General features: G+C 43.9%; 19 protein-coding genes and 3 tRNA genes. 11 read left to right on the forward strand and 11 right to left on the reverse strand.

Translation table 11 applies throughout. The features are described 5' to 3' along the window. The first annotated feature begins 14 nt into the window (after positions 1-14). The 6 genes from BLT94_RS17055 (at position 15) to BLT94_RS17080 (ending at position 4,680) form a co-directional block, all read left to right on the forward strand. Positions 15-1,106, forward strand: coding sequence for a response regulator (locus BLT94_RS17055; RefSeq protein ID WP_092236763.1), 1,092 nt, complete (start codon positions 15-17; stop codon positions 1,104-1,106). 47 nt (positions 1,107-1,153) lie between these two features. After that, positions 1,154-3,283, forward strand: coding sequence for an ATP-binding protein (locus tag BLT94_RS17060; RefSeq protein WP_092236764.1), 2,130 nt, complete (start codon positions 1,154-1,156; stop codon positions 3,281-3,283). A gap of 143 nt (positions 3,284-3,426) precedes the next feature. Further along, positions 3,427-4,179 (forward strand): esterase/lipase family protein, encoded by a 753-nt coding sequence (locus tag BLT94_RS17065; protein WP_092236768.1) that lies wholly within the window; start codon positions 3,427-3,429, stop codon positions 4,177-4,179. 230 nt (positions 4,180-4,409) lie between these two features. Beyond that, positions 4,410-4,485 (forward strand) — tRNA-Phe (locus BLT94_RS17070). A 19-nt stretch (positions 4,486-4,504) separates the two neighbouring features. Next, a tRNA-Asp gene (locus tag BLT94_RS17075) sits at positions 4,505-4,582 on the forward strand. Between the two features lie 20 nt (positions 4,583-4,602). Continuing rightward, a tRNA-Glu gene (locus BLT94_RS17080) sits at positions 4,603-4,680 on the forward strand. Between the two features lie 386 nt (positions 4,681-5,066). Here BLT94_RS17080 and BLT94_RS17090 read toward each other — a convergent pair. After that, positions 5,067-5,288 carry a hypothetical protein gene (locus BLT94_RS17090; RefSeq protein ID WP_092236771.1) on the reverse strand — a complete coding sequence of 74 codons (222 nt, stop codon included), beginning with the start codon at positions 5,286-5,288 and terminating at the stop codon, positions 5,067-5,069. Between the two features lie 379 nt (positions 5,289-5,667). Here BLT94_RS17090 and BLT94_RS17095 point away from each other — a divergent pair, with 379 nt between their 5' ends. Next, positions 5,668-7,137: a hypothetical protein gene (locus tag BLT94_RS17095; RefSeq protein ID WP_092236774.1), complete on the forward strand. Its 1,470-nt coding sequence runs from the start codon at positions 5,668-5,670 to the stop codon at positions 7,135-7,137. A 103-nt stretch (positions 7,138-7,240) separates the two neighbouring features. On the opposite strand, the gene BLT94_RS17100 is transcribed toward BLT94_RS17095, so the two are convergent. Both BLT94_RS17100 and BLT94_RS17105 read right to left on the reverse strand, forming a co-directional pair. Beyond that, positions 7,241-10,924: a pyruvate carboxylase gene (locus tag BLT94_RS17100; RefSeq protein ID WP_092236777.1), complete on the reverse strand. Its 3,684-nt coding sequence runs from the start codon at positions 10,922-10,924 to the stop codon at positions 7,241-7,243. Between the two features lie 20 nt (positions 10,925-10,944). Continuing rightward, complete coding sequence (locus tag BLT94_RS17105) at positions 10,945-11,799, reverse strand: biotin--[acetyl-CoA-carboxylase] ligase (RefSeq protein WP_092236781.1); 855 nt, start codon at positions 11,797-11,799, stop codon at positions 10,945-10,947. 313 nt (positions 11,800-12,112) lie between these two features. Between BLT94_RS17105 and BLT94_RS17110 the strand changes: the two genes are divergently transcribed. From BLT94_RS17110 to pyrE, 3 genes are all read left to right on the forward strand, one after another. Continuing rightward, on the forward strand, positions 12,113-13,018 hold the full coding sequence (locus tag BLT94_RS17110; protein WP_092236784.1) for a dihydroorotate dehydrogenase: 906 nt from the start codon (positions 12,113-12,115) through the stop codon (positions 13,016-13,018). Then, entirely contained in the window at positions 13,015-13,833 is an 819-nt protein-coding gene (locus BLT94_RS17115; RefSeq protein WP_245743160.1) for a dihydroorotate dehydrogenase electron transfer subunit, read from the forward strand. The genes BLT94_RS17110 and BLT94_RS17115 overlap by 4 nt, the downstream gene beginning before the upstream one ends. 113 nt (positions 13,834-13,946) lie before the next feature. Next, positions 13,947-14,615: an orotate phosphoribosyltransferase gene (gene pyrE / locus BLT94_RS17120; protein ID WP_092236791.1), complete on the forward strand. Its 669-nt coding sequence runs from the start codon at positions 13,947-13,949 to the stop codon at positions 14,613-14,615. Between the two features lie 28 nt (positions 14,616-14,643). On the opposite strand, the gene BLT94_RS17125 is transcribed toward pyrE, so the two are convergent. The 4 genes from BLT94_RS17125 to BLT94_RS17140 all read right to left on the reverse strand — a co-directional run bounded on the left by BLT94_RS17125 (position 14,644) and on the right by BLT94_RS17140 (position 19,047). Beyond that, on the reverse strand, positions 14,644-15,552 hold the full coding sequence (locus tag BLT94_RS17125; RefSeq protein ID WP_014955817.1) for a DUF3786 domain-containing protein: 909 nt from the start codon (positions 15,550-15,552) through the stop codon (positions 14,644-14,646). A 181-nt stretch (positions 15,553-15,733) separates the two neighbouring features. Then, the gene (locus BLT94_RS17130) at positions 15,734-16,549 is read right to left on the reverse strand and encodes a ZIP family metal transporter (RefSeq protein WP_014955816.1); all 816 of its coding nucleotides are present in this window, start codon (positions 16,547-16,549) and stop codon (positions 15,734-15,736) included. 57 nt (positions 16,550-16,606) lie between these two features. Next, the gene (locus BLT94_RS17135) at positions 16,607-17,182 is read right to left on the reverse strand and encodes a 2-oxoacid:acceptor oxidoreductase family protein (RefSeq protein WP_092236794.1); all 576 of its coding nucleotides are present in this window, start codon (positions 17,180-17,182) and stop codon (positions 16,607-16,609) included. Beyond that, positions 17,179-19,047, reverse strand: a complete 1,869-nt coding sequence (locus tag BLT94_RS17140; RefSeq protein WP_092236796.1) for a thiamine pyrophosphate-dependent enzyme — start codon at positions 19,045-19,047, stop codon at positions 17,179-17,181. The genes BLT94_RS17135 and BLT94_RS17140 overlap by 4 nt, the downstream gene beginning before the upstream one ends. Positions 19,048-19,616: 569 nt before the next feature. Between BLT94_RS17140 and BLT94_RS17145 the strand changes: the two genes are divergently transcribed. Continuing rightward, positions 19,617-21,488, forward strand: a complete 1,872-nt coding sequence (locus tag BLT94_RS17145) for an SLC13 family permease (RefSeq protein WP_092236798.1) — start codon at positions 19,617-19,619, stop codon at positions 21,486-21,488. A gap of 143 nt (positions 21,489-21,631) precedes the next feature. Here the strand turns inward: BLT94_RS17145 and BLT94_RS17150 are convergent, their stop codons facing one another. The 4 genes from BLT94_RS17150 to BLT94_RS17165 all read right to left on the reverse strand — a co-directional run bounded on the left by BLT94_RS17150 (position 21,632) and on the right by BLT94_RS17165 (position 25,889). Further along, a complete protein-coding gene (locus tag BLT94_RS17150; RefSeq protein ID WP_245743161.1) occupies positions 21,632-23,221 on the reverse strand; it encodes a multiheme c-type cytochrome in 1,590 nt (529 codons plus the stop codon). Positions 23,222-23,365: 144 nt separating this feature from the next. Further along, positions 23,366-24,556, reverse strand: a complete 1,191-nt coding sequence (gene nrfD, locus BLT94_RS17155; RefSeq protein ID WP_245743162.1) for an NrfD/PsrC family molybdoenzyme membrane anchor subunit — start codon at positions 24,554-24,556, stop codon at positions 23,366-23,368. After that, complete coding sequence (locus tag BLT94_RS17160) at positions 24,556-25,356, reverse strand: 4Fe-4S dicluster domain-containing protein (RefSeq protein ID WP_092236803.1); 801 nt, start codon at positions 25,354-25,356, stop codon at positions 24,556-24,558. The genes nrfD and BLT94_RS17160 overlap by 1 nt, the downstream gene beginning before the upstream one ends. Then, positions 25,353-25,889, reverse strand: coding sequence for a cytochrome c3 family protein (locus BLT94_RS17165; RefSeq protein ID WP_139169057.1), 537 nt, complete (start codon positions 25,887-25,889; stop codon positions 25,353-25,355). The genes BLT94_RS17160 and BLT94_RS17165 overlap by 4 nt, the downstream gene beginning before the upstream one ends. Positions 25,890-25,976: the final 87 nt, after the last annotated feature.

Consider the following 25,976-nt stretch of genomic DNA (forward strand, 5'->3'; position numbering starts at 1 on the left):
TAAGAAATCAAATAATGAATAATCACTTGAAAAAACAAAAAATCATGATTGTAGATGATACTCCTGCAAATATTACTGTTCTTGGCAAAGCCCTGAGTGAAAACTATGAAATTTGCGTGGCCACAAATGGCCCGGATGCCATCAAAATTGCCAGAAATCAGCCATACCCTGATCTTATACTGCTTGACATCATGATGCCGGTTATGGACGGATATGAAGTGTGCCGGCAATTGAAAAAAAGCGTTATTACCAATGAAATACCAATCATCTTTGTTTCTGCGCTAGGAGAAGTGGAGGATGAAGCCCTTGGGTTTAAATTAGGAAGTGTGGATTACATCACCAAACCCATCCATCCTGAGATAGTCAGAGCAAGAGTACGGACACACCTGGCACTTTATGATCAAAACAGGGAACTTGCCCGAAAGGTGGAAGAGCGCACCCAGGAAGTCCTTCATACTCAAGATGTTATAATTCACAGTATGGCTGTCCTGGCTGAAATCCGGGATAATGAGACAGGCGCACATATCATGCGGACTCAATTTTATATTAAAGCTTTGGCTGAAAAACTCATGGCGCGGGAAGAATATCGTGATCATCTTAATCCGGCAAGAGTAGACCTGCTTTTTAAATCAGCACCTTTACATGACATTGGTAAAGTAGGCATTGCCGATAATATCCTGCTCAAACCCGGGAAATTGACGGATGTGGAATTTGATGAAATGAAGAACCATACCGTCTATGGACGTGATACCATCATTAAAGCAGAATCGGCATTTGCCGGCAAATATACGACCTCGTTTTTAAATCTGGCCAAAGAAATTGCTTATACTCACCATGAAAAATGGAACGGCAAGGGTTATCCCGAAGGAATCAGCGGCAACAATATTCCCCTGAGTGGAAGACTCATGGCTATTGCAGATGTTTATGATGCCTTGATCAGTAAGAGGGTATATAAATCTGCTTTTTCCCATGAAAAAGCTGTAAAAATAATTTTAGAAGAAAAAGGTCATCATTTTGACCCGGTAATAGTTGATGTTTTTTTTGAAATACAAGCACAATTTAAAAGCATTGCTGATAAATTTTCCGAGGAAGACGGATATTTTTAAAATGCAGATTATGGAATGCAAAAAGAAAGATAAGAGAAGGCAAATTCATGAATAAAAGTGATTTTATTAAAAAAAAGCGTAAAAAAAAGCTGAGCCTGAGATATATGACGGCAATAGGCCTTATTGCCTTTCTATCTTTGTTGTCACTGATTATGGTGTGTTTTGTTCTTGATCAGCAGGAGGATTTTGCCTCTCTTATCAATATCAGCGGTCGCCAACGGATGTTGTCACAACAGACCACTCTTATTGCACATGAAATATTGACAAGCCATGAAAAAGAAATAATTGAAAAAAAAAAAGAACAGTTACTATCTGCAATCAACTTGATGGAGGATTCCCATGAGATTCTGATCTCAGGAAGACTTAAAAACGGCAAGGTCATTGAGCTTAGTGATACGCTGTCACGGATGTATTTTCAGGAGCCGCTGAAAGTAGATGAACGGGTAAAAAAACATATCAATACCCTCAAAGAGTTGTTACAGTACCCTGTTTTAAAAAATTCAGAACAAAATTTCAGGATGTTTTCGGAAAAGGTTATAGAAGAGCTTCTTGATTCCTTGAATCAGGTTGTTTTCCAGTATGAATTAGAAAGCGATTATTATACAGCCATTCTGAAAAAAATCGCAGTGTATATTTTCATTTCCACTGTTATTTTGTTAACGCTTATCGTGATTTTCGGATTCCGGCCTATGATAAACAATGTGGTGGAAAATGAAAGATTATTAAGAAATATCCTGGATAATATTCCTGTATATATGGATATTGCAACCATGCAAGGCATCATTCTCTATCAAAGTAAATTTCTCATAGATTTTATGGGTAAAAATACCTATGGTCAAAAATGCTTTTTGATTTACAGGGATAACAGGCAACCCTGCCCTGGATGCCCTATTTTTAACGGTCTTACTGAAAATGGAATTTCTACTGTTCACTCATCTGATTGTTTCAATGGTAAAACTTTTATTATAACCCATGTGAAAATTTCCTATATGGGTAAAAGCGCTATGCTGAAACTTTTTCAAGATATTACAGAATTAAAGAGAACGGAAAAATTACTGATCAAAGCTAAAATGGAGGCTGAGTATGCAAGCGCAATGAAATCTGTTTTTATTGCTAACATGAGCCACGAAATCCGCACGCCCATGAATACTATTACCGGTTTAACAGAACTGGCCTTGCAGACAGAGTTGAGTCCCGTACAGACGGATTACCTGACTAGAATTAAAAGTTCCACCTCGTTACTGCTTGGTATAATTAATGAAATACTTGATTTTTCCAAAATTGAGGCTGGAAAACTGCATATAGAGACGGTTGATTTTTGTCTTGCCGACCTTATATCGAATATTTCAGACATATTCAGCAGCAAAGTCAGCGATAAGGGCATATATCTGGACTTTGATCTTGACAGCCGGTTGCCGGAAGCTCTTCAGTGTGACCCCAACAGATTAAATCAAATTCTGACAAATCTGGTTTCAAATGCTGTTAAATTTACTGAAAAGGGAGGTATTCGTTTAAGCCTTGAACGGCTTGACCAGAATTTGTGCAGTGCCAGGGTTAAATTTACGGTCACTGACAGTGGTATCGGCATTGAAAAAAATATTCTGGACAAAATTTTTAACTCCTTTACCCAGACTGATATCACTATGACCAGGAAATACAGTGGTATCGGCTTAGGACTCAGTCTTTGCCAGCAACTGGTCCGACTCATGGGGGGGTGTCTCATGGTGGAAAGTATTCCCGGCAAAGGATCTTCTTTTTTCTTTACCCTTGACATGCCGGTGGGAGATAAGACAAAAGCAATATCTTCAATCAATTTTTCAGGATATAACATTATGGCTGTACCGTCAAATGAGCCGACCCGAATAAGAAGCGGGCAGATTATCCAGGCTAACGATGACGAAGAAAATGCAATTTTAAAAAATATCAGGATATCGCTCATGGATGGTGATATAGCAGCTAATCTTGCAAAACTGGACAAATTATTGCAAAACAATGATTTCCAGGCATTGTCTGAATTTACCGAATTAAAACCCATGTTCAAGGCGGCAGGCCTGAGCCATGAAACAGAAGGGCTTGAGAAAGATATAAATCTGTTTAAATACCGCCAGGCAAGGGAAAAATTAGCAGATATCAGACAAATGTTAATTTTTTCAGACAAACAACCAAACAATGAATAATCACTCAGATCTGCTTCATTCTTGATGGAATTCCAGAAAAAATACTTATTCCAACAAGGAAAGTTCATATCAAGTATTGGGGGCATGAAAACAATAAAAAATATTTAAATAAAAAAAGGCAAAACAGGAGCTGTAAAGCAAATATGACTTTAATCTCATTGAGTTGGAAGATAAAGACAAAATACCTGATCATAGGATGTATGGTGTGTGCCGGGTCGGGTTTTATTCAACCTGCCATGGCAGAAAACAGAAAAGTTGTGCTTCTACATGGCCTGGCAAGATCAAGTACATCCATGAACAAGCTGGAAAATGCGCTTCAAAATAAAGGATTCATTACATGCAATATCGATTATCCTTCAACAAAGCACTCTGTTGAAATCCTGGCACAGGAACATATTTTACCGAAAATCATAGATTGTCTTGGAAGTCTTGGCATGCCGATTTGTTTTGTAACCCATTCAATGGGTGGCATTGTTGTTCGATATCTGGCAGAGCATGCTTTGATTCCTCATATTGACAGAGTGGTAATGCTTAGCCCGCCAAATAAAGGCAGTCAAGTTGTTGACAGGCTCGGCAAAACATGGCTTTTCAAACTTGTCAATGGCCCGGCAGGTCGGCAATTGGGTACAAACAGTGAAAGCCTTCCCTTAAAGTTGAAACCGGCAAACTTTGAAGTGGGTATCATCACCGGCAGCAGATCTATTAATCTGATTTTTTCTTTAATGATCAAAGGAAAGGATGATGGTAAGGTCTCCATTGAAAACGCCAAACTTAAAGGCATGAAGGACTTTATGGTTTTACCTTCATCACATCCGTTCATTATGAAAAATAATACAGCCATAGAGCAGACGATCTTTTTTTTAAATTATGGTGTATTCCAAAAAAAGGGCATGTAATTAAACCAGGTTATTGGCTGGTGTGAGCCTGACAAGCAAAAGCATGCTTTTCCCCTAATGGCCCAATTGTTCAAAATAACGGCCATGGCAAATCACTCTGCCACAACAAATAATGAAAAATATTTAATTTCAGCAGGTTAAAAGTTCTTTCATATAAATTATGAGTATTTTTCAGGATAAGTATTGACAGAAATAGAAAAATATTTTAAATCATGCTTCACTTTTTGTGAGCCCAGGTAGCTCAGTCGGTAGAGCAGGGGACTGAAAATCCCCGTGTCGGCAGTTCAATTCTGTCCCTGGGCACCATTCAAAGGTTTCAGGATGCGGGGGTGTAGTTCAGTTTGGTTAGAACGCTTGCCTGTCACGCAAGAGGTCGCGAGTTCGAGTCTCGTCACTCCCGCCATTATCTGGAAACAAGTAGTTGTCCCCATCGTCTAGCCCGGTCCAGGACACCGGCCTTTCACGCCGGCGACAGGGGTTCGAATCCCCTTGGGGACGCCATTTGGACAATAAAGAGTTCTCATGTTGCTGAAACCGTTTTTGTTTTTTTTGAGTATAGTCCAGCAAAGTTTAAGTTGGCTTCCAGGGATCTGTTCCATGAATTTCTACAGGTCATGCAGCAGTCACATCGTCATCCAGAATGCTATTTTCAGTACCAAAATTGCAAATTTTGCTTTGGTGGGACTAAGTGGCCCTATTTACACAGAATTGAAAATCAAAACCTGACCCTCACCCCAGTGTTGCAGCCACTCAGTAATAAGACTTGTTTTTTTGCGGATTTGAGATACCTTTTTTTTGCATTGCACCCTATTGATGCTATGTTAAACAGGCGTTGACAGAAAAATTCGATTAAATCCTCCTGTTTGGTGTGTGGTTTGATACTCGGTTTAATTTTTTTCACATCTTTCACAATTTTTATGGCCAATAGATTTATTAAAATTTTGGTCATTTGTATGACAAGAATTTAAATTTATTAATTCGGAGGCCGCTTGCCTTGCCTCAAGCCCTGCTTTAAACCCAGCTGAAAAAGCTTCTTCACCGACAGGCCAAAGAGGGCCGCGTTTGGAATAACCAGGGTTGTTTTGTTTATGCCATTTCTCAAAATTCATTTCATAGTCCTTCTGAATAATATTTTTGTACAGTTATCCAAATATCCTGAGATCGGCTAAAAGCAATTATGATGCCATTTTTATTTTAAATACAACAAAAAACATAAGTCATTGAAGTATAAAATCATTTTATTATGCGAGTTTAAATCAAGAAAAAAATATCTTCAAAAATGTGTCGGGTATTTTTCCAAAATGTAAATTAATTGAACATGAAAAGTATTTTGAATTCAAAAAAAACACTACAAAGATACTTAATGATGTTATAATTTTGATCAAATCAAGTAAATTTATATTACAAGGTTTACAAATAGATGTATGAGTTTAATGGTTCAATAGCCAATGACCTGGCCTTGAAATTGATATGCCGATAGGAAAACAAATGTCCGAGAATCAAAAACCCGAATACAACCCCGTCATAACAGGCTTCAGCGGCAATGAAGGCCCGCTTAATATATCTCTTACAGATGCAAAAAAAAAATTTGGACAATTACCCAGTAAGTATGGGTTTGTTTCCGCCAAAAAAGACGGCAATAAAAACAGAAGCGACAACAAATCCCTGAACCTTAAAACAGGACGTCTCATACGGGATCTGCTTTCCGATAAAAAGAAAAATTTGAAAAAAAAAGTGTATCAATTTTTTCAGGAGTGGCACAGAGACCTGAAATCTGAATTTAAAGTTGATATTATCCCTTTTTTTAACATTAATGATCCTGCGATTGTAAAAACAATCTTAAACGAAGACCAAGAGTGTCTCAATTATTTTTCCGGCCTTGATATCAAGAGGGTTTTATCCGGCAGCGGGCTTATCAGAAAAGATGTACTCAACTCAATTCGTCCTCATCTCCTGCTTGAAAAAACATCTGAAATATTGACAAAAAAAATCAGGAACGGAAGCGGAAAGCAGCTTCAGGCAGCAAAAAAAGTTCTTGATACGCTTAATTGCTATTCAATGAGTACTCAAATCAAACAATTCAGTGATGATACTCTGTCGTTGCCAAAAGGTGAGGCAATCAACTGTTTTGCAGATGAAATCAGCCATTATCTTTTGAAATTTAATGCCAGCCATCCGCTTTCAGCAATTCATTGTGTTGCGGGAATTACGGGCAAAGGGATTGAATTTGAGTATGCAACGCGGGATTATTCGTATCTTGAACTTGGCAAGATAACCGGTGACTGTACGGCTGACAAACGTAATTTCCAGTCTGACAGAAACATTGAAAATATTTTCTGGACAGTATTTTCATGGATATTAGACAAAAATTATCAGATCGTAAAAGTTTTTTTTGAAGGTGAATTTGTAATGAAAGTTCATCTTCTGCCTCTTTATGTCACAGGACCCAATAGCTATGGAATTTATCAAACCGGGTCTTCATTAAAATCAGACTATACATTCCTGGCCATTGATGCCGTTGAAACAACCTTTGCTTTTCGTGATCATCAGGCATCGTCGGCCAAGAGTCATCTGATCAAACATAAAGATGAAATATTTTTTAAAACAATTGAGTTTATTGAAAAACTGGCTGATGATATGAATATTGAGAATATTTATGCTGAAAAATTTTCAAACACACCATGGATCAGGGATATTTACGGGACATATCCTGAAATTTTCTTTCATGTGGATCATCTGGAAAAAATTGATCAGCTTGAAGATGTGTTCTCGCTTGCGGATGAGATCAGCACCAGCATGGGATATGGCGGCTTAGAGGAAATATTCATGGAACTTCAGATGAAAAACACATGTCTGTCACCAGGATATATCAATAAAGCTCCCGGTGTAAAATCCTTTGCGCTTGTCAGGGGAGATGCCGGGCATGGAATTCCCATGAAACGCATTATTGGAATTTGAGCTGTTTGCTCTGGCCGGTGCCGGAACAACAAGGTGAAGCTCCATGGTTATTCCGGGCAGACAAATAAAAATTCTGCCCGGAATATGTTACCATAGATCAATCTCAGGCGCAGGCCTTGCCGCATGCAGGACAGAACTTGAAGTTTTCATCCTTAAGTGGAGCCTCACAGGCGCTGCATCGCCTGGGGATGGCACCCAGTACCACCAGCAGTTCACCTTCTATGACCGGAACCATCTTTTTATCATACTTGTAATCAGCAATTTTGAGAACCCGCTCCACCATGCCGTCCATGGGAGAAAGCACTGATTTTTCCTGTTTCATGATGGTGATGTTGAACAGCTCTTCGCCTTTTTTGACAATATCACCTGGTTTTACATACATGATCCAGAGATCACCTGAGCTGGGCGAGGCTACCTGACAGGGATCTTTTTTGTCTGCCATCTCCATAACACCGGCTCCGGTTCCAGTAGCTTCGGCCACCTTGACCGTATAGCTCAAAAGTTCTCCGTTCAGAGTATAACGCACCTCACTTATTCCCTGGCTGTCGGTTTCTCCGATGCCCAGTATTTTCATGGAGTGGGGTTTTCCGTCAGTATCCTTGAAAAAAAGTTCCCGGTCCGGCACCAGTCCTTCAAACCAGACATCCAGGGGAAGCCAGTTGGGGTTGCCGAATTCCTGGCGAAAGGTGATTGTCTTGAGGGCGTCTCCAGGGTGGTTGAGATACATTACAACCTCTTCGTCCGTGGGAATCCGGTTGATATTATCTTCCAGACTTTTTTGTTCCGCAGCAATGTCCACAGGTTCAAGAGACTCCAAGGGTGAGGCCTGGGTGCGGTTTTCAATGGCCTCTTTATAGGATTCGCCAAAGGCGGAAGCATAGACCCAGTCCGGCGGAAAACCCAGAGGCAGTTTGCCGAATTTGCCCAAAAGCAGATCCCTGAAAGCATCGTTGCTGTCTTTGTAGAGAACGAGCCGGTCGGTTTTTAAATTTTCCGGCAATTGGTCTTCCTGGGTGTTGACCACTGTATCCAGTATCCACAGCAGGTGTTTCACCTCTTCTTCCCCTCCACGTTTCCAGGCAGAGGTGACGGCCAGAAATGCGGTATTCCATGTGATCTGGGAACCGGGAGTTACGTCATGATACCGGACAATCTGACGGGTGCCGGTTAAAAACTGCAGCATCTGGGGTAAAAGGTGAATATAGCCCTGTTTCATGGCTCCTTCCTGAGATGAGGAAGTGGCTCCGCCCGGCATGCCGTGTTGTACAACGTCGTGGTCTATGCCCTGGAAATAGGGAGCTGTATAACGGTCATAATAGGGCATGATCTGTTTGAAAACAAAATTACAGGTTCGGATACTATCTTTATCAATGCGGGTACTCAGCCCCAGTTCCTCTTCCATGTAGGCGGCGGTGGAAAGAACTTCCCCCTGGCCGTACCATCTGACAGCAGCCCCGATGCCGGTGTCCACAATATGAGCCCCGGCTTTGGCTGCAGCTCCCACAGCCGGGACAAACAATCCGTCAGTGCAGTGGCGGTGGTAGTGCAGAATCAGCTCGGGATAACGACTTCTCAGTTCGGCCACCAGCTGTTTGATAAACCTTGGCGGGCATACCCCGGCCATGTCCTTGAGTCCCAGGATAAACATCCGGGTGGCGGCTTTTTGTGACACCCCTGCCACATCGGCAACCAGATGGATCATCTGTTCTGCCACACCAAGGTAATGATTTACATCAAACCCCTTGGCCCAGGAGAGCGATATAGCCGGCTGGAATGTGTTGGCCTGGGATGCCAGCACAACTTCGGCAAAGGGTCGCATGTTTTCCACATGGTTTAAAAAGTCGAAACACCGGACAATATCATAGTGTTGGCAGATCATCTCTCCTGTGAGATGCATCAGCTTTTTGGGCTGGGGCTTGTAGCCCAAAAGGTTGGTTGACCGCACCAGGATCTGTTTGGGGGTGGTTGGTGCAAACGTATTCCAGAGCCGTGCCTCATTGAACGGATAGGTCATATTGGCCATCATGGCCACATGGAAATGGGCTCCGCCTCCGTTTTCAATGGAAAAAAAGCCGCAGCGGTCCAGGTAGGGTCCGGTCAGAATATCCTCGGCCAGGCGGAACCTGTTGCCGCTGTTGGACTGGGTGATGTCACGGGGCGTTGTGTCTGCAATATGTACATGGGGGGTGTCCCTTACCGCGTCCATGAGAGCTGTGCGGTCCCACCTGGGATAGATTGACGGGGCAGCAGCAGTGGGCAGTTCCGGCATGACCGGATCAAACACGTCCATGCGCTTGTCTTCACGGCCCCGGTATTCTCCCAGCTGCACATGAGGGTTGTAACCCCGGGCTGAAATTTGTGCTACCAGTCGGCTGAGTCTGAGGCTTTCTGGTTCTGAATCCCGGTAGAGCATAAGTTCAGGCGTTTTTTCCACGAACCTTGTATCGTAGATCCCGGACTGGAATACCGGATGGGCGATGATTTTCTGGTGAAAGGGTATGGTGGTCTTGAGCCCGCCGATGATATATTCTTTCAGGGCCCGTTCCATTACTGCCAGGGTCTTTTCCCAGTTTTCACCATGAGCAATGAGAAGAGCTGCAGCAGAATCATAGTTGGAAGGGAATGCATACCCGCCGGAAACACACGAATCCATACGGACTCCCGGGCCTCCAGGAGAGATGTAACGGGCAATGTGACCGGCATTGGGGGCGAATCCGTTTTGGGGATCTTCGCAGTTGATGCGCACCTGGATGGCATTGGAAACCGGCCGGGTCATATCTTCGCTGAACCGGAGGCGGGAACCGAATGCCACTGCAATCTGCTCTTCCACCAGATCTATGCCGTAACGGCACTCGGTAATGCCGTGTTCCACCTGGAGACGGGTATTGACCTCGATGAGGAAGGGGGTGCCGTCGGCATCCACCAGAAACTCAACCGTTGCCAGGGAGTAGTAGCCAACTTCCCGTACCAGATCCCGAGCATAACCTTTCAGGGTTTTTCTCAGTTCGTCGGTCATCAGGGGCCAGGGTGATGGGGTTATTTCCACCAGTTTCTGGTGATTTCTCTGGACTGTGCAATCGCGCTCATCAAAGGCGAATACGTTGCCGTGCTGATCGGCAATAACCTGGATCTCAATGTGCCGAACCGAGGTCAATAATTTTTCCACATAGATCCTGGGGTTGCCAAAAGAGGCCTGGGCCAGCACGGATGCTTTGGAAAAGGCGGATTCCAGCTGTTCCATGTCATATACTTCATAAATTCCCCTGCCGCCACCGCCGCCTTCGGCTTTGAGCATTACCGGCAGCCCTATTTCTCTGGCGATTTTTTTTGCTTCATCCAGCTCCACAGCCCCGGTGGAGCCGGGCACTACAGGCACCCCGATTTTTGTGGCCAATTCTCTTACCCGGACTTTGTTTCCCAGAAGCTCCATGGGTTCTGTGGGAGGACCGATAAAAAGGATACCGGCTTCCTTGCACTTTTTAGGAAAGCTGGAATCTTCCGAAGCAAACCCCCATCCCGGATGAACAGCGGCAATGCCGCGAGACTTGGCTATTTCCAGGATACGGTCGATGTCCAGGTAAGCAGACGGATTTTTTCCCAGTAAGATGAGTTCCTGGGCACCTGAGGTAAAAGGAGCGGTTTTGTCCACATCGGTTACCGTCAGAACCGGAACAGCCCCAAGGACTTCCCGTATTGAACGCATAATTCGCCTGGCGGTAATACCGCGGTTGGCAACCAGTATTTTTTTTCCATTTATTTCTTGTACAATTTCTTCAAATGTTTTCATGATACTGTTTCCTTTTTGTCCTAAAACACCCGGGGGGATATCTGTCCCCTGTCAATCATCTGATCCCCCCTGGCCGTTCTGATAATGAGTCCTCCCGTGGCTGAAATATCCACCAGTGTTGCAGGTCCGTTCCATGGTCCCGCATGTGTCACAATGATTGGTTCATTTTTGAATGCCAAACATTTTCCCAGGCGCTCCACCACATGACCGGGGTGAGAGATGAATGCAGCAAGGCGATGTTTCAGAAACAACTCTATGCGCATCCATAAATGGGGAACCGATATTTTTACACCAAAAGTTTGAAAAGATCCAGGGATAATTTTAAATGATTGTGAAAAAAAATCAGCTTCAGGCCCTTTATGGACATTGATACCAATACCGGCAAGGCTTTTCCCGTAACGTTCTTCCACGAGAATTCCCCCCACTTTGGTCCGGCCCACCAGGATGTCGTTGGGCCACTTGATCTCTGCCGGCAATCCCAGTTCTGCCATCACCTCCACCAGTACAACTCCCAGGGCCAGTGGCAGAAGATTTCCCAGGGTTCCGGCATTTTGGGGAAGCCTGATGGTGGCAAAAAGATTTCCGGGCATGGAAATCCAGGATCGCCCAAGCTGACCCCGCCCCTGGTTCTGTGCCTCTGAAAGAATCCAGGACCATTGGGGAAAGCGATTTTGTTTTAACAGGCTTGCGGACACGTCCATGGTGGAAGTGCAGTCACAAGCAAGGTATCGGATCATATTTTCTTTCCTGGATACCCATAAAGATTCTGAAGTTCCCAGGTTGCCTTCATTTGAAAAAAGATCCCACTTACCGCCAAGGTATTCCTGCCAGCGCGTCATCTCTTTGTTGCTTATGCCGTCATTCATACCGTGCATTGAGTTCTTTCATCTTATTTCTTCAATTCCTTTGGTAAATCAACAGGCCGTTTAAAAAAAGTATTGATTTATATGGTTGTTTTATTATTCTTTGTCATGCCGGTATATTAGCGGCTAAAGTATTTTCTATACGCTTTATTCATAAAAGCACGATACCTTGTTTGTCAAGAAGGAAATCATATCTTATGAATTTAAATTATATTCTTATACCCATTCATTGGCATGAAATTTTTTAAATCTTCATTGTTTCAAATTGTCATAGTATGCTAATAAGGCTCAACAAAAATTAATTTTAAAAAACGGATGTGTATAAATGACAATCCAGTTTCTTGGAAAAACATTAAAAAATCATATGGTTCTGGCTTCAGGGGTTCTTGGGAACAGCAAGGAGATCCTTGAAAGAGTCCATGAAAACGGCTGCGGTCTTGTGACCATGAAATCCATCGGTCCTGCGCCCAGGGACGGGCATAAAAATCCAACGGTGATTGATCTGGGCCAGGGTATGATAAATGCTGTGGGACTGCCGTCTCCTGGATATTTGAATATGGAAAATGAATGGCAGGATCTTGATGAACGCGATTTTCCATTGATTGCAAGCGTTTATGGCGGGTCTGTCAAAGAATACCAGGTGGTGGCGGAATTTGTATCCGCCAAAAAACCGGATTTTATCGAAATTAATATCTCTTGTCCCAACTCTGAAAAGCACGGCATGATATTCGGCATCAACCGGCAGTCTTCTCAGGACGTGGTGTCTGCCGTCAAAGAGGTGATTAATGTTCCTCTCATTGTAAAATTGACCCCCCAGGCCCCGGATATCGGGGACATTGCCAAAGCCTGTGAGGATGCAGGGGCTGATGCGATCTGCGCCATCAACACCGTGGGTCCCGGGATGGTGATTGATATTGAGTCGGCAATGCCGGTGCTGGCCTTTAAGAAGGGCGGGCTGTCCGGCCCCATGATAAAACCAATTGCCGTCAGGTGTGTATTTGATATCTACAAGGCTGTGAATATTCCCATCATCGGGCTTGGAGGCATCACCACAGGAGAAGATGCAATTGAGATCATTATGGCAGGAGCAAGCCTTGTGGGAATCGGAAGCGCTGTCCGGTACAGGGGAATTGACGTGTTTCAAAAGGTCACGGATGAAATGAACGCCTGGCTTTCAAACCGGAACTTAAGCATAGAGGACATAAAAGGGGCGGCCCATAAGGAAAAATGATGATGAACACGATTACCGATCAGAAACATATCATGCTAAGGGTAGATGAAAAACGCATTGAAGGCACGGCCTTTGCCACACTTTTTTTTAATTATGCCATGCCATTTAAACCCGGCCAGTTTGTCATGGTCTGGATTCCGGGTGTTGATGAAAAACCCTATACCATTTGTTTTCATTCAAAAGACAGGTTTGCCATTACCATTGAGGCCAAGGGGATTTTTTCCCAAAAAGCCGTTTCTTTGAACAAAGGAGACCTGGTCGGCATCAGGGGGCCTTTTGGAAACGGGTTTGATATTCAAACCGATCACACCGTGGCCGTTGTGGCAGGTGGCTGCGGTATGGCACCGTTGGCTCCGCTGGTGGAAATACTGGATAAAAATACAACCGTTATCCATGGCGCAAAATCAAAAGAGTATATCCTTTACCCGGACAGGTTTGATACCCGGCGGCAATTTTGCACGGATGACGGCAGTTTTGGTCAAAAAGGCCTTGTTACGGATCTTCTTGAAAAAGCAATAGCATCCGGCAGGCAATTTGACATGGTCTATACCTGCGGGCCTGAAATCATGATGTACCATGTTTTTAATCTATGCGAAACTCACCACATCCCCTGCCAGGTCTCTTTGGAAAGGTACATGAGATGCGGATTCGGGGTATGCGGTGCCTGTGTCTGCGGAAAACAGCTGGTGTGCAAAGACGGACCGGTATTTGGTTCCGGCGAATTGCGTGAAATGAATGACTTTAACACCAAAGCCCTGTTAAAATCCGGTAAGGATGTTGAGCTTTCCCAATATTTTTCCTGGCGATGCAAATAACTGCCATGGGCAGGCTTGCTCTTTCATCCGGGTTTGCCCACAACAAATAATTAAAGTCACGATTGGATTTGCCAGGACTTTTTTATAAAAGATGATGTTAAAAGGATATTTGAATGACATACAAAGAAGAATTTATTGAATTTTTAGTCGACTGCGATGCCTTGAAATTCGGCGAATTTGAATTAAAGAGCGGCAGGCTGGCCCCCTATTTTATCAATACCGGCATGTTTGACACAGGAATGAAAATTAAAAAACTGGGTGCTTTTTATGCCAAAGCCGTAATTGAACATTTCTCAGACAGTTTTGACGGCGTTTACGGGCCGGCTTACAAAGGGATTCCTTTGTGCATTTCAGCAGCCCAGGCACTTTGTGACATGGGCATGGACAAAGGGTATGTGTTTAATCGAAAAGAAGCCAAAACCTATGCGGACAAAAGCCTTGTGGTGGGCATGCCCCTGACGGCAGACACCCGGCTGATTTTAGTGGATGATGTGATCACATCGGGTAAGGCCATCAGGGAATCTCTTGAAATCCTTAAATCCTGTAATGCGCCAAAAGTCAGCGGTATTGTTATCAGTGTCAACCGCCAGGAAAAAGGTAAAACCGATAAAAACGCATTAAAGGAAGTTGAAGAAATCCTCGGTATTCCCATATATTCCATTGTCACCATTGCAGATATAAAAGCATACCTGCACAATAAAAAAATAAATGGCCGAGTTGTTCTTGATGACGGCATGCTTGCAAAAATTGATGCTTATCTTGAAAAATACGGTGCGGCTTAAACAGGATGAAGCTTAAGTCGCAAAAGCTTTAACACGTTAATAGATATGAATTCACAAGGTTGACAAGCCCCCAGATGATCGGCGGGGGAAAAACAGCTTCAATGGATCTGTCAAACAGTATTGAAATGCAGGATTCATACTGATCACTGGAATTCCATAACAGATAATATACAGGAACCCTGGGAAAGGGGTAAAGCACACAGGCGGCATCAGCCATATCCATGGGTTTGCCGCCTAATTTTGCAGCGCTTTGGATAAACTCTTCATGATCATCTTTGAATTTTCTCAGGACAGGCTCTTTTTTTAACCTGTTTTTCCCCGTAAAATAGAGGCCCTGTTTCATATCCTTGGATGAAATCATGGTTTTTCCAAGAGGATAAAGTCTGTCAACTGTTTTAAAGTATGTGAGCGAAATCAGCCCGAGCAATTCACAGTCAATGGGTATATCTTCTTGTTCCGTCCTTTTTTTAATCTCTTTGTTTTTTAGGTCCAGAACTATTTTTTCATTCAAAAACTGAAAAACAAGATTCCCTTGGCAATCGGTTTGTGCCAGAGAATAGGAGCAGACAAGGTTAAGATCCCTTTTTAGAACCTCATCCCAATATTCTTCAGGTATTTGCACCTGATTTCCCAAAGGGTCTGTTGATAGCAGAGGGTGTTCTCGTCTTCTTTTTTGCATCTGCAGGTATGCCCCGGAAAAGGGATAGGGATTTTGCAGATAATTTTCGCAGGGAAACTGGTTGCAGTCCCGTAAGCAGTAATCCTTATTGTTCATTACAACGCAGCTTAAAATAGGACAGGTATCGTTGAATAATCTTTTTTGGGTTTCCAGTTTCAGCCGGGCTTCATCGCTTTTCCCGGACCCGCAGCTGGTACAAAGCCCAAGCAGATTCAGTCGGCATACGTCGCAATTTATTCCGCAGGCACCTGTAGGCATAATTTGTCTCCCGATTGTTTGATTTTTATCTTGATGTTCTTTATTGTGACATGTTTGAGAATAAATATCAATTTTACATCACTTAAAACAATTTGGGCTAAGATTTTAACATATTTTATGATTAGCCTATTTTACTATTTTATGTTGATGAAGCAACTCAAAACATTTTATAGATGGTAATTTATCCCAAAGACACATCAAGAATCATCATCACTGAAAAACCAATCATTGTCGCCATTGTTACCGTATCAATGTTTTTATAATTTCTTTGAGATTCAGGAATCAGTTCTTCCACCACCACAAAAATCATTGCGCCTGCAGCAAAACAAAGGGCATAGGGCAGAATCTGCTGCATGTTTATGACAAACAAGGCTCCCAGAACACCGGCGATGGGTTCTACCATACCGGAAGCCTGCCCCATGAAAAAACTTTTTTTCTTGCTCATTCCTTCTCTTCGCAACGGCATTGATACGGCTGTTCCTTCAGGAAAATTCTGAATACCAATGCCGATTGCCAAAGCAATTGCCCCCCCCATCGTTGCGGAAGGAAGATTGGCAGCAACAGCACCAAAGGCGACGCCAACTGCCAGTCCCTCGGGTATGTTATGAAGCGTTATTGCAAGAACCAAAAGGGTGCTTCTCTGCCATGACGTCTTTATTCCCTCACTTTTATCAATACTTAAACCGGGATGAAGGTGGGGTAAAAATTTATCTGTCAGTCTCATAAAAATTCCACCGCTCATAAATCCAATGACCGCGGTCAGCCATGGTGTATGCCCCAATTGTTCCGCCATCTCTATACCGGGTGAGAGAAGAGACCAGAAGCTTGCTGCAATCATTACACCTGCAGCAAAGCCAAGAGTTGAATCAAAGAGTTTTTGATTTATATTTTTCGTGAAAAAAACAAGTGCTGCACCTGCGGCAGTTAAAGCCCAGGTAAAAAGTGTTGCGATTAATGCCTGGGTAACAGGGTTGAACTGGTGAAAGAAATCAATCATCTTTATTCTCCTGACAATATTAGCTGTCCTGATACAGGGGGTCTATAAATAATATGTTTATGCGCAATACCCGTCAAAAATTTTTCGGTTGTTTTTTAGCATTTCTTCTGTAAGCAGATCTTTTAATGCCATGTTATAATCTTTTTTTGATACACCTGGAATGAGCCCGTGTTTTGCAACCGTTCCCAGAAGAGCCATGTTCTGCATCCTGGAATCGGTTATGGATCGGGTGTCCACTTTGATCGCTGTTACACCTGAATCCTTACAGGCTGTTTGAATATCTTTTGCCGTGATTGCAGGGGCCTGGCCTAAGCGTACGGGAAGCGGCTGCCAGGACACATCCATGTACACAAGGGTTCCTCCCTTTTTTAAGGCTATTCCAAGTCCCCGCAGGGCTTCATGGAGTTCCATACCCAAAACAAGATCTGCACAATGATTCATGATCAGCGGCGAATGGATTTTTTCACCGCATCGGATACTGGAAACAACAACTCCTCCTCTCTGGGCAAGTCCATGGGTATCCACGGCAATGGCATTAATACCTGCATTATCTATTCCCCTCAAAAGGGCCTGGCTTAACAATCCAATGCCCTGCCCCCCAACACCGGTGATATAAATATTATATGATTTCATTTTTCTCCTTTATCAAAATCAATTGCCTGTACCGGGCATGACGGTCTGCAAGATCCGTCTCCAATACAAAGGTCAAGATTAATATCCACACTTTGATCAGGGTTTCGGATAAATGTCGGGCAGCCGAATTTCTCCAGGCAATCATGGGTCTTGTTGCACGTTTCCTGGTCAATAGTAATATGTTTTTTGACATATCCGGGCTTTTTTTGCTGAAGCCTTGTAAACTTGAGCATGCAGGGATGCTCGGCAATCACAACGCTGATGCCTTTTATTTTCAGGGATTGTTTTACAAGGTCCGTTAATTTGGACTGGTTGTAAGTATCACAGGAAAGGATGCTTTCAATGCCAAGTCCCTCAAGTAAATTTTTAATGGGGATTTCACTGCCGGCATGATCCTGATGTCCGGTCATGGCCGTGGTGCCGTTTTCCATGATGATCAATGTAATATTGTGATGGTTGAATACAGTGTTGATCAATCCTGGCAGGCCTGCATGGAAAAAGGTTGAATCCCCTAAAAACGCCACCACTCTTTTTTTATCATTGAACAAGGACAACCCTGATGCCATGCCGCAGGACGCGCCCATGCACATCAAAACTTCTCCCACATTATACGGCGGCATAAATCCAAGCGTATGACAGCCTATATCCGCCACGGTTACATCCTCGGTCTCCAGAGCTTTTTTGATGGCAAAAAAGGCGCTTCTGTGGCCACAGCCCGGACACATCTGGGCGGGTCGTTGCGGAACTTGTATTGCTGGAGTTTTTATTTCGCAAACAACGGATTTTGGTGCATTTAACATCATGTCAGGCCATACAGCCGCCAGTTTTTCCATAACCTTGTCCGGGGTGTACTCTCCCACATAGTCCTCATCCTCTTTTTTTCCTGTCAGATTTGTTTTCAAGCCTGAATCATAGGCCAGTGATTTGATCTGAATTTCAAGAAAGTCGTCCAGTTCTTCTATGATCAGAACCTCATCATGGGCTTTTAAAAAGGATAGGATGATGTCCTCTTCAAGTGGATTGACAGCGCCCAGCTTCAGGATGTCCGGTCTGTATTGGGCGTCTTCAAATACATCAAGAACCGAAAGAAAGGTCAGGCCCGAGGTGATGATCCCCTTGCCCCGGTTGTTTTTTGAGGTTAATTCTTTGTTTAAACCTGCATCTTTAATATAATGCTTTGCTTGACGCATTTTTTTAATGGATTGGCGTTTCATATCCAGGGCCAGAGTGGTCAGAGGGATATAGGGGCCGTTTTGTTTGTTGAAATCGGTTTTGTAAGGGGTTTGCCCGTCATATTTGTCAAATGCTATCTTCTGCCTGGCATGGCAGACATGCGTGGTCAGTCTAAGCACGACTGCGGTTTGCTCTTTTTTTGCAAGTGCTGCGGCATGTTTATAATAGGCATAGGCTTCCTTGGGGGAGGCCGGTTCAAAAACCGTTATCCTGGACATTTTATAAATATTTCGGTTGTCCTGTTCGTTCTGGGATGAATTCGCACCAGGATCATCTCCTAGTACAACCACCATCCCGCCAATGATATTCATCAATGAAAGCTGGACAAAGGTATCAAGGGCCACGTTCAGTCCGACACTTTTAAAAAACACACAGGAAAGATTTCCATTCAAAGCCGCCCCAAATGCCACTTCTGTTGCCACTTTTTCATTGACTGAAAATTCAAAGTAAAAAGGCCTTACAGCTTCGGGTATGCTTGAAATGGCAGTTGCGATTTCAGGGGTGGGTGAACCGGGATAAGATGAAACCACTGTTGTTCCAGTTTCTATCATTGCCCTGACAACTGCCTCGTTTCCCATTAAAATTTCCTCAAAGGGATCTTTGCCCATAAGGATTTCACCTGTTTTTTTCATATGCACTTCCTTGGGTAAAAGATTGGTGTTGATTTGTTACAATATCATATTTTTTTTTAAACACGAAATAATAAGATGATATCTTAAAAACTTAGCATTTATTGTTTTGGCAGGTCAATTTGCCATGGCCGTTTATATGAAAGTCTTCAAAAATACAAACAGCGACTTTCATGTTTTGTTGTGGGCAAATCTGAGCGAAAGACCAGGTCTGCCCGTGGCAGTTATTCAGAACAAGAGAAAAACAGGTCAAACAACTTGACGTTATGTTGGAAGGGTTCTAAAAGAATGGTGAAGTCAAAGGCTTTTTTTTATGAAGCTGTCAATAGCAAATAATGAGGTATGTTGAAATAAGGAAAACAAAATCCATAGCTAAAAAATCAGCTGCCGATTATAAGATGACAGCTTAAAAATAAATGTAGAAAAGATTTTTAAACTTATGAGTATGAATAAAGAGGTGAAATATTCAACTTTCTGAGTTTGGCAAAATTTAGATGGGGTCATCAGATGGGGTCACCGTTCATTAAAGCTTAAGTCAGAAAGTTGAGTGAAATAATTATTGAGAGAAAAAAATGGTTCTTATTCCTGAAATAACATCTGATATGATGATTGTATTCGGATTTTTGATTTTTGTGACACTGCTGTTTGTGTTTGAAGTGGTTCGGGTTGATATGGTGGGGCTTTTAATGATGATCCTGCTTCCCTTGTCCGGTGTGATCGAGCCATCCATGGCCATCAGCGGGTTGAGTTCCAATGCTGTTGTTTCGATCATTGCCGTCATCATTATCGGGGATGGCCTTGATAAAACCGGGGTCATGAATATTTTTGCCCGGCATATCATCCGTCTGGCCGGAAAAAGCGAAGTTCGTATTATGACCTTGATCTCCGGCACTGTGGCATTTATTTCAAGCTTCATGCAGAATATCGGTGCAGCAGCCCTGTTTCTTCCGGCAACCAACAGGATCTGCAGGCAGTTGAATGTACCGGTTTCAAGGATTCTCATTCCCATGGGGTTTTGTGCGGTGATCGGCGGATGCATTACCCTGGTGGGATCAAGCCCTTTGATTCTTTTAAATGATCTGATGGCATCCTGGTGGTCAAACAATCTTAATATTATAGGGAATAAACCTTTTGAGGCATTCGGACTTTTCAGTGTCACCCCCATCGGAATTGCGCTTGTCACAAGTGCGATGGTCTATTTTGTTCTTTTTCGTAAAATTGTTTTACCCGCTGTCACCCTTCAAGCGGAAGATCATTGCCTGCTTGATCAAGATCTTGAATGTACTTATGGCCTGGAAATTCACAATGCCTATGAATTGAATGTGCCTGCCGGTTTTGTGACAAGGCGGCTGGATGAATTGGAAATCCGGCCTAAATTTCATTCAACCGTTATCTGTATCTGTAAACAGGGCCGGGGAGAAGGCTGGTATAAAGTAAATGTTCCTTCAAGATCGGATATTATTGAACCCGGTGATATTGTCGGTGTCATCAGCAACCGGGAACATATCCATCGTCTTGCCGAGACTCTGGAGTGGGAATTGTGCGATGAACTTGATCACATGAGCGAAATATTATCTCCCGACAACACGGAAATTACCGAAGCCATTGTCACACCACGGTCGGAACTGGTGGGTAAGACACTGCACCAGATCTATTTTCGAAAAAGATACCAGGTTAATCCTCTGGCTCTTTACAGAAGAAACCAGGTTTTTCTTGAAGATATCTCGGAAACAAAAATCCAGCCAGGAGATGCTTTTCTCCTGTTTGGTGAACTGGAAAAATTTCATCTGCTGCAACACAAAAAAGATCTGGCCTTTACAGAACATATTCAGGGAGAACTGATGCATCCTGAAAAAGCAGGGCTTGCGGTTGGATGCCTTGTTCTGGCCCTTGTTCTGGCACTGGGTCTTAACGTTCAATTGTCCATTGCCCTTCTTACCGGGGCAGTCGGTATGATTCTCACCCGGGTGTTGACTCTTGATGAGGCCTATCAAGGTGTTGACTGGATGACGGTTTTTCTGCTGGCAGGCCTGATTCCCCTGGGCCTTGCCTTTGAACGAACCGGTGCTGCCCATTATTTATCCGCATCCATTGCCAACTTGATGCAGGGAGCGCTCACCCCTCTGGTCTTATTCCTGCTTATCGGCTGTTTAACCTCCTTTTTTACCTTGGTCATTTCCAATGTTGGGGCCACTGTACTCATGATTCCTTTGGCCATGAACATGGCAGTCCAATGCAATGCTGATCCGAGAATGGCAGCCTTGATGGTTGCCGTAGCCGCATCCAATACTTTTGTTTTGCCAACCCATCAGGTCAACGCTTTGATAATGAGGCCCGGCGGCTACAAGGTAATTGATTATGTCAGGGCTGGTGCCGGCATGACTGTTTTATTCCTTGGGGTTGTCATGTTTATTTTGTATTTTTTTTATGGGATCACAGGATGATTTTTTAGTTGTGACAGTTCAATCTGTCATGGCCATTTTATATGAAAGTCTTGAAAAATTTAAACAGCGACTTTCATATTTTGTTGTGGGCAAACCCGTATGACCGGATTGTAGTATGAAACGGCCGGGTCTGCCCATTATCGTTACTGGTTATACCTTAATTTGTTTTCTTCTTCGATCAACTTCATGGTTTCTGCGCTGCCACCGGTTTTGATCCATAAATGTTCCGGTTTGGCCAGAAGTTCCTTGATATGGGTACGATACGTTTCTCCCTTGCCGGCATGATCTGCCATTTCCTGAACTTCCGGCAGAAAATCATGGTAAAAATTTCTGGCAATTTCATACATGCCGTGCCAGTGGGTATAATCCGGTGCAAACATAGCGGCCGCCATCCTGGCTCTCCTGCCTTCATGGTGCCATATTTCAAACCATGTAAACCCTAGTTTGTTCTGGAATCCCGTATTTTTCCAGATTTCGTCTTTTTTCAGCATATTGACCAGTTCTACGCCGGGTTTGGCAAATTTTTCATTGTATAGCATTACCACGTCATCCAGCTGCCGGTAAAAATTTTGGGCCTGGTTGACACCGTGACATGATTTGCACACTTCCTGCATGTTGGTTCGTCTCTGCTTCCAGGACACAACACTCTGGATGGTTTTTTCGGAAATAATTTTTTTGAGCTTGTCTCCTTCCCTGACATAACTTTTTGAGGTGGCGGTCTGGCCGGCACGGGGAGGCAGGTCACCTGTAATATCGGTTACGGTTTTATCGGTAAAGGTCACCCTGTTGAGTTTTGAAGAAACAACAGCCCTCAGATTCCAGGAAATCCTGTCGCCCACATTATGACTGTTTTTGGCAACCGCACCATTGAGTTTGATAAAAGAACCCATGTGGCAGGTGGAACAGGTAGGAGCGGTATGGTAATCATCGCCCAATACCCAGGAGCCGTCTTTCATGATATTCATGCCGTCCGGAGAATTTGTTTTTTCAGCCGTGAAATAGGCAATCCCGTGTTTGGATTCTTCATAGATCTCTTTTTGGGGATGATCCGGCCCTAAATGGCATTTGCCGCAGTTTTCCGGCTGTCTTGCCCTGGAAGCGGAAAAAGAGTGCTTGGAATGACAGGCATTGCAGGCTCCTTTAGTGCCGTCTGGATTGATTCGCCCTATACCGGAGTTGGGCCAGGTGTTGTAATCCATTTGAGGAGCGTCGGTCTTGGAACGCATGGGCTTTCCATCCTTATCGCGCTTGAGGGAAACCACGGAACCATGGCATTGCCAGCAGCCGCTGGCCATGTTGCCCTTGTTTGAGGGCATGCCGCCCACCACTTCGGCCAGCATATTATCAAGGGATGCCATGATTTCACCGGCTGTTGCATGGTGTGACTGGGCCATTTCCCTGGCTTCGGGTTCATGGCACTTTGCACAGTCTCTGGGTGACAGAACAGCTTTAATAAAAGCGCCTTCATGTTCGTAGCCCAGTTCATATCCCTTGTCTGCAGCATGACAGGTAAAACACCCCACCTGGCCTTCTTTGGCTGCGGCATGAGCTGAATTTTCCCATTGAAGGACCAGGGACTTGTTCTCTTTTAAATGACAGGTAATGCATTTTTTGTTCATTTCCTGATTTTTTGGATTTTTTACGTCAAAGGATGCCTCGGTCAACGCCTGGGCAGTCCCTGCTGTAAAAACAGATATCATAACAAAAATCAGGTATGATCTTAAAACCATCATAAAAATTTTCTCCCATAATATTAAGTTGAAATACAAAATCATTGATGCTTTGCTGCACTGCCTTACAACTTTCATGCATCACCTCCTTTTTTAAAAATGTCATATTTTAAGTTAAAGGTTTAAGTTAAAGTTTTATGTTAAGGGTTATTTTACGATTGTTTTATTGTCCTGCGTCCAGAATGGGAAGATCCGGCTTAACACAAACAAAATAACAAACGGGATGGCCATGACGATCATCACCGCCAGTATCCCCTCCTTGTCAAACCACTCGGGATGAAATTGTGTATAACCTCTGGCACTCTTGCTCATGAGCTGGCCCCCGATCACCACATTCCATCGCATGATCAGCACCTGAAGCAAGAGGATGATTGAAACAACAGCTGCCATAAAATTATAAGTTTTGGGCTTTATCGTGAATATGGCCATTACTCCCAGGAGAAGCAACGGGATCACTGAACAGATCTTGACCTGCCATAACCAGAAGGAGGTTGCCAGCGGGCCGTTCAGCAGCCCTTCAACCATATGGTGATACCCGGATTTCAAGTATGAATGGGAAAAAACCTCCAGCATCTCAAAGGCAAATGCCAGGATAAAAAACAGGGTAAGGATTTTAATGCAGGTTTTGACGCAGTCATGATCAATGGATCGTCCTTTTGCTTTGCGGATGACCATATATGCCGGGATAACAGCAGATATTCCCGACACACAGGCGGAAAAAAGAAACATAACCGGCATAAGCGGAGTTGACCAGGTGGGATTGGCTTTGACACCGCCAAAGATAAATCCAACATAACCGTGAAGGACGATCGCAACGGGGATACCGATGCCGACCAGGAACCTGATGATTTTTTGATCCAGCACAAGCGCTTCTGTTGACAGGTCAATGCTGTCAAAGGTCAAAACCCGATACAAAAGTTTTCGCAATCCTTTGGAATTTTTTCGTGATGTGACCAGGTCTTTTCGATACACAAAAAGAACAATAAAGACCAGAACTCCCATGGACACGGCATAGATATACCCGAATCCGGCCATGGCAGAGCTGGGGCTGGGTGTTAACAGCATGTTGAGATTTCGCTCGGGCCGCCCAAGATGAAGCAAAAGCGGCAAAGTGGCACAACACAGGAATGCCAGGGCAAACAAAAGAGAGAATCTTGCCACGGGTTTGAGGCTTTTGACATCAAAAAGATAGTAAAGAGCCGCAATGATAAACGCCCCGTCCACAAGTCCTGTCATATACGGATAAAGGACGATCATCATGCTCCAGTGGACATGAAGATCATTGGGGAACACATAATTGGAAACCAGCATTGCTGCCGGGCCGTAGGCGGCATCCATCAGACCACCTCCCTTCGTGCGCCCTTGTAATAAAGGGCGGGCCAGGTTCCCATATCTTTTCTCAATACCGTCAGAACACCCGGACCCTTTAAAATTTTATAGACTTCGGATGTTTCGTCTTTCATGGAACCGAATTTTCGGGCTCCTGTTGGACAGACCTCGACACAGGCCGGTAACAGTCCTTTTCTGACCCGATGGTAGCACCAGGTGCATTTTTCCGCGACCTTTGTAACAGGGTTTAAAAATCGAACCGAATAGGGACAGGCCTGGATGCAATAGCCACATCCCACACACTGCTTTTCATCCATCAGAACAAAACCGTCCGGAGATACAAATGTTGCGCCCACCGGGCACACCTGAACACATGGCGCTTGCCTGCACATATTGCACAGCTTGGGCACAAAAAAGGTGTCCCTTGTTTTTTCATCAATATCTGTCCGGGGGGTCTGGTATCCATCCAGGCCGCCATTGGGAGAATCCACATAAATTTGGTCACTGAATCCTTTTACATAACGCTCAACCCAGGTGCGGTAGTTCCCGTCCGGCACATTATATTCGCGTTTATCAGCCATGCAGCAGGCCCCGCAGCCGATACAGCGAGTAATATCCACGATAAAGGCAAACTCCTGGTTGCGAATGTCATAGTCTTTGCCCTTGATTCCCGGGATCTGTTCGGGAATTTCAAGGCTGCCGCCTCCCATGGGCCAGACCAGATATAAAGAACCTGCAATGGTTGCATTCAAAACTTTTTTGACAAACGACCGCCGGTTCATTTCCGGTGATGGATCTAATATTTTCATCCTCCTGCCTCCAGCAATCCGGTTATCTGTTTTGCCCGGATAATATATTTCAAAGGTGCATGAACATGATGACATTGATTGCAATTGTGAGTGAGTTTAACTTGTTGGTCCTTTAAATGATTGGGCATGGCAACGGTTTTAATAACGTGTTCAGGCCTTGCCTTGATTTCGGTGTTGTGGCATCTGAGGCACAGGGTGGTGATTTGCTTTTCTTTTTTAACGGGAAGATTTCCGATCTTTTTGCCGTTTTTGATATGATCCGCATAAGTGCCGTGACAAAATTCACATGAAATGGTTTGATGCTGACCTTTTTTATGAATTTTTGCTTCATAAGGGTGACACTTGAAACAGGATGCATTGGTCCCGTGCCTAACCGGAACAAGGGCGGCTTCTGCAATGGCATTTGCCCTGTAATGGCCGTAAATACCAAAAGAATCCGGAATCAATATTTTTTTGAAAAAAAATCCGCCCCCGGCCAGCACACCAATGCTGATCACTATAAGCAAAAGACGCATTCGATAGCTTAACTTCACAACGGCCTCCTGTCATTAGTTATTCCCACAGCGCTTTGATTTTTTGTAAACGCCATATGCTTTGAAACTTCAGTGGTACAACGGTTT

The sequence above is a fragment of the Desulfobacula phenolica genome (assembly GCF_900105645.1).
In the GTDB taxonomy this organism is placed as follows: Bacteria; Desulfobacterota; Desulfobacteria; order Desulfobacterales; family Desulfobacteraceae; genus Desulfobacula; species Desulfobacula toluolica.

Bases quoted from the DNA above. Each gene is read 5' to 3' on its own strand.
- BLT94_RS17055 (WP_092236763.1), top strand. From the start codon at position 15: ATGAATAATCACTTGAAAAAACAAAAAATCATGATTGTAGATGATACT.
- BLT94_RS17060 (WP_092236764.1), top strand. From the start codon at position 1,154: ATGAATAAAAGTGATTTTATTAAAAAAAAGCGTAAAAAAAAGCTGAGC.
- BLT94_RS17065 (WP_092236768.1), top strand. From the start codon at position 3,427: ATGACTTTAATCTCATTGAGTTGGAAGATAAAGACAAAATACCTGATC.
- BLT94_RS17090 (WP_092236771.1), bottom strand. From the start codon at position 5,288: ATGAATTTTGAGAAATGGCATAAACAAAACAACCCTGGTTATTCCAAA.
- BLT94_RS17095 (WP_092236774.1), top strand. From the start codon at position 5,668: ATGTCCGAGAATCAAAAACCCGAATACAACCCCGTCATAACAGGCTTC.
- BLT94_RS17100 (WP_092236777.1), bottom strand. From the start codon at position 10,924: ATGAAAACATTTGAAGAAATTGTACAAGAAATAAATGGAAAAAAAATA.
- BLT94_RS17105 (WP_092236781.1), bottom strand. From the start codon at position 11,799: ATGCACGGTATGAATGACGGCATAAGCAACAAAGAGATGACGCGCTGG.
- BLT94_RS17110 (WP_092236784.1), top strand. From the start codon at position 12,113: ATGACAATCCAGTTTCTTGGAAAAACATTAAAAAATCATATGGTTCTG.
- BLT94_RS17115 (WP_245743160.1), top strand. From the start codon at position 13,015: ATGATGATGAACACGATTACCGATCAGAAACATATCATGCTAAGGGTA.
- pyrE (WP_092236791.1), top strand. From the start codon at position 13,947: ATGACATACAAAGAAGAATTTATTGAATTTTTAGTCGACTGCGATGCC.
- BLT94_RS17125 (WP_014955817.1), bottom strand. From the start codon at position 15,552: ATGCCTACAGGTGCCTGCGGAATAAATTGCGACGTATGCCGACTGAAT.
- BLT94_RS17130 (WP_014955816.1), bottom strand. From the start codon at position 16,549: ATGATTGATTTCTTTCACCAGTTCAACCCTGTTACCCAGGCATTAATC.
- BLT94_RS17135 (WP_092236794.1), bottom strand. From the start codon at position 17,182: ATGAAATCATATAATATTTATATCACCGGTGTTGGGGGGCAGGGCATT.
- BLT94_RS17140 (WP_092236796.1), bottom strand. From the start codon at position 19,047: ATGAAAAAAACAGGTGAAATCCTTATGGGCAAAGATCCCTTTGAGGAA.
- BLT94_RS17145 (WP_092236798.1), top strand. From the start codon at position 19,617: ATGGTTCTTATTCCTGAAATAACATCTGATATGATGATTGTATTCGGA.
- BLT94_RS17150 (WP_245743161.1), bottom strand. From the start codon at position 23,221: ATGATGGTTTTAAGATCATACCTGATTTTTGTTATGATATCTGTTTTT.
- nrfD (WP_245743162.1), bottom strand. From the start codon at position 24,556: ATGGATGCCGCCTACGGCCCGGCAGCAATGCTGGTTTCCAATTATGTG.
- BLT94_RS17160 (WP_092236803.1), bottom strand. From the start codon at position 25,356: ATGAAAATATTAGATCCATCACCGGAAATGAACCGGCGGTCGTTTGTC.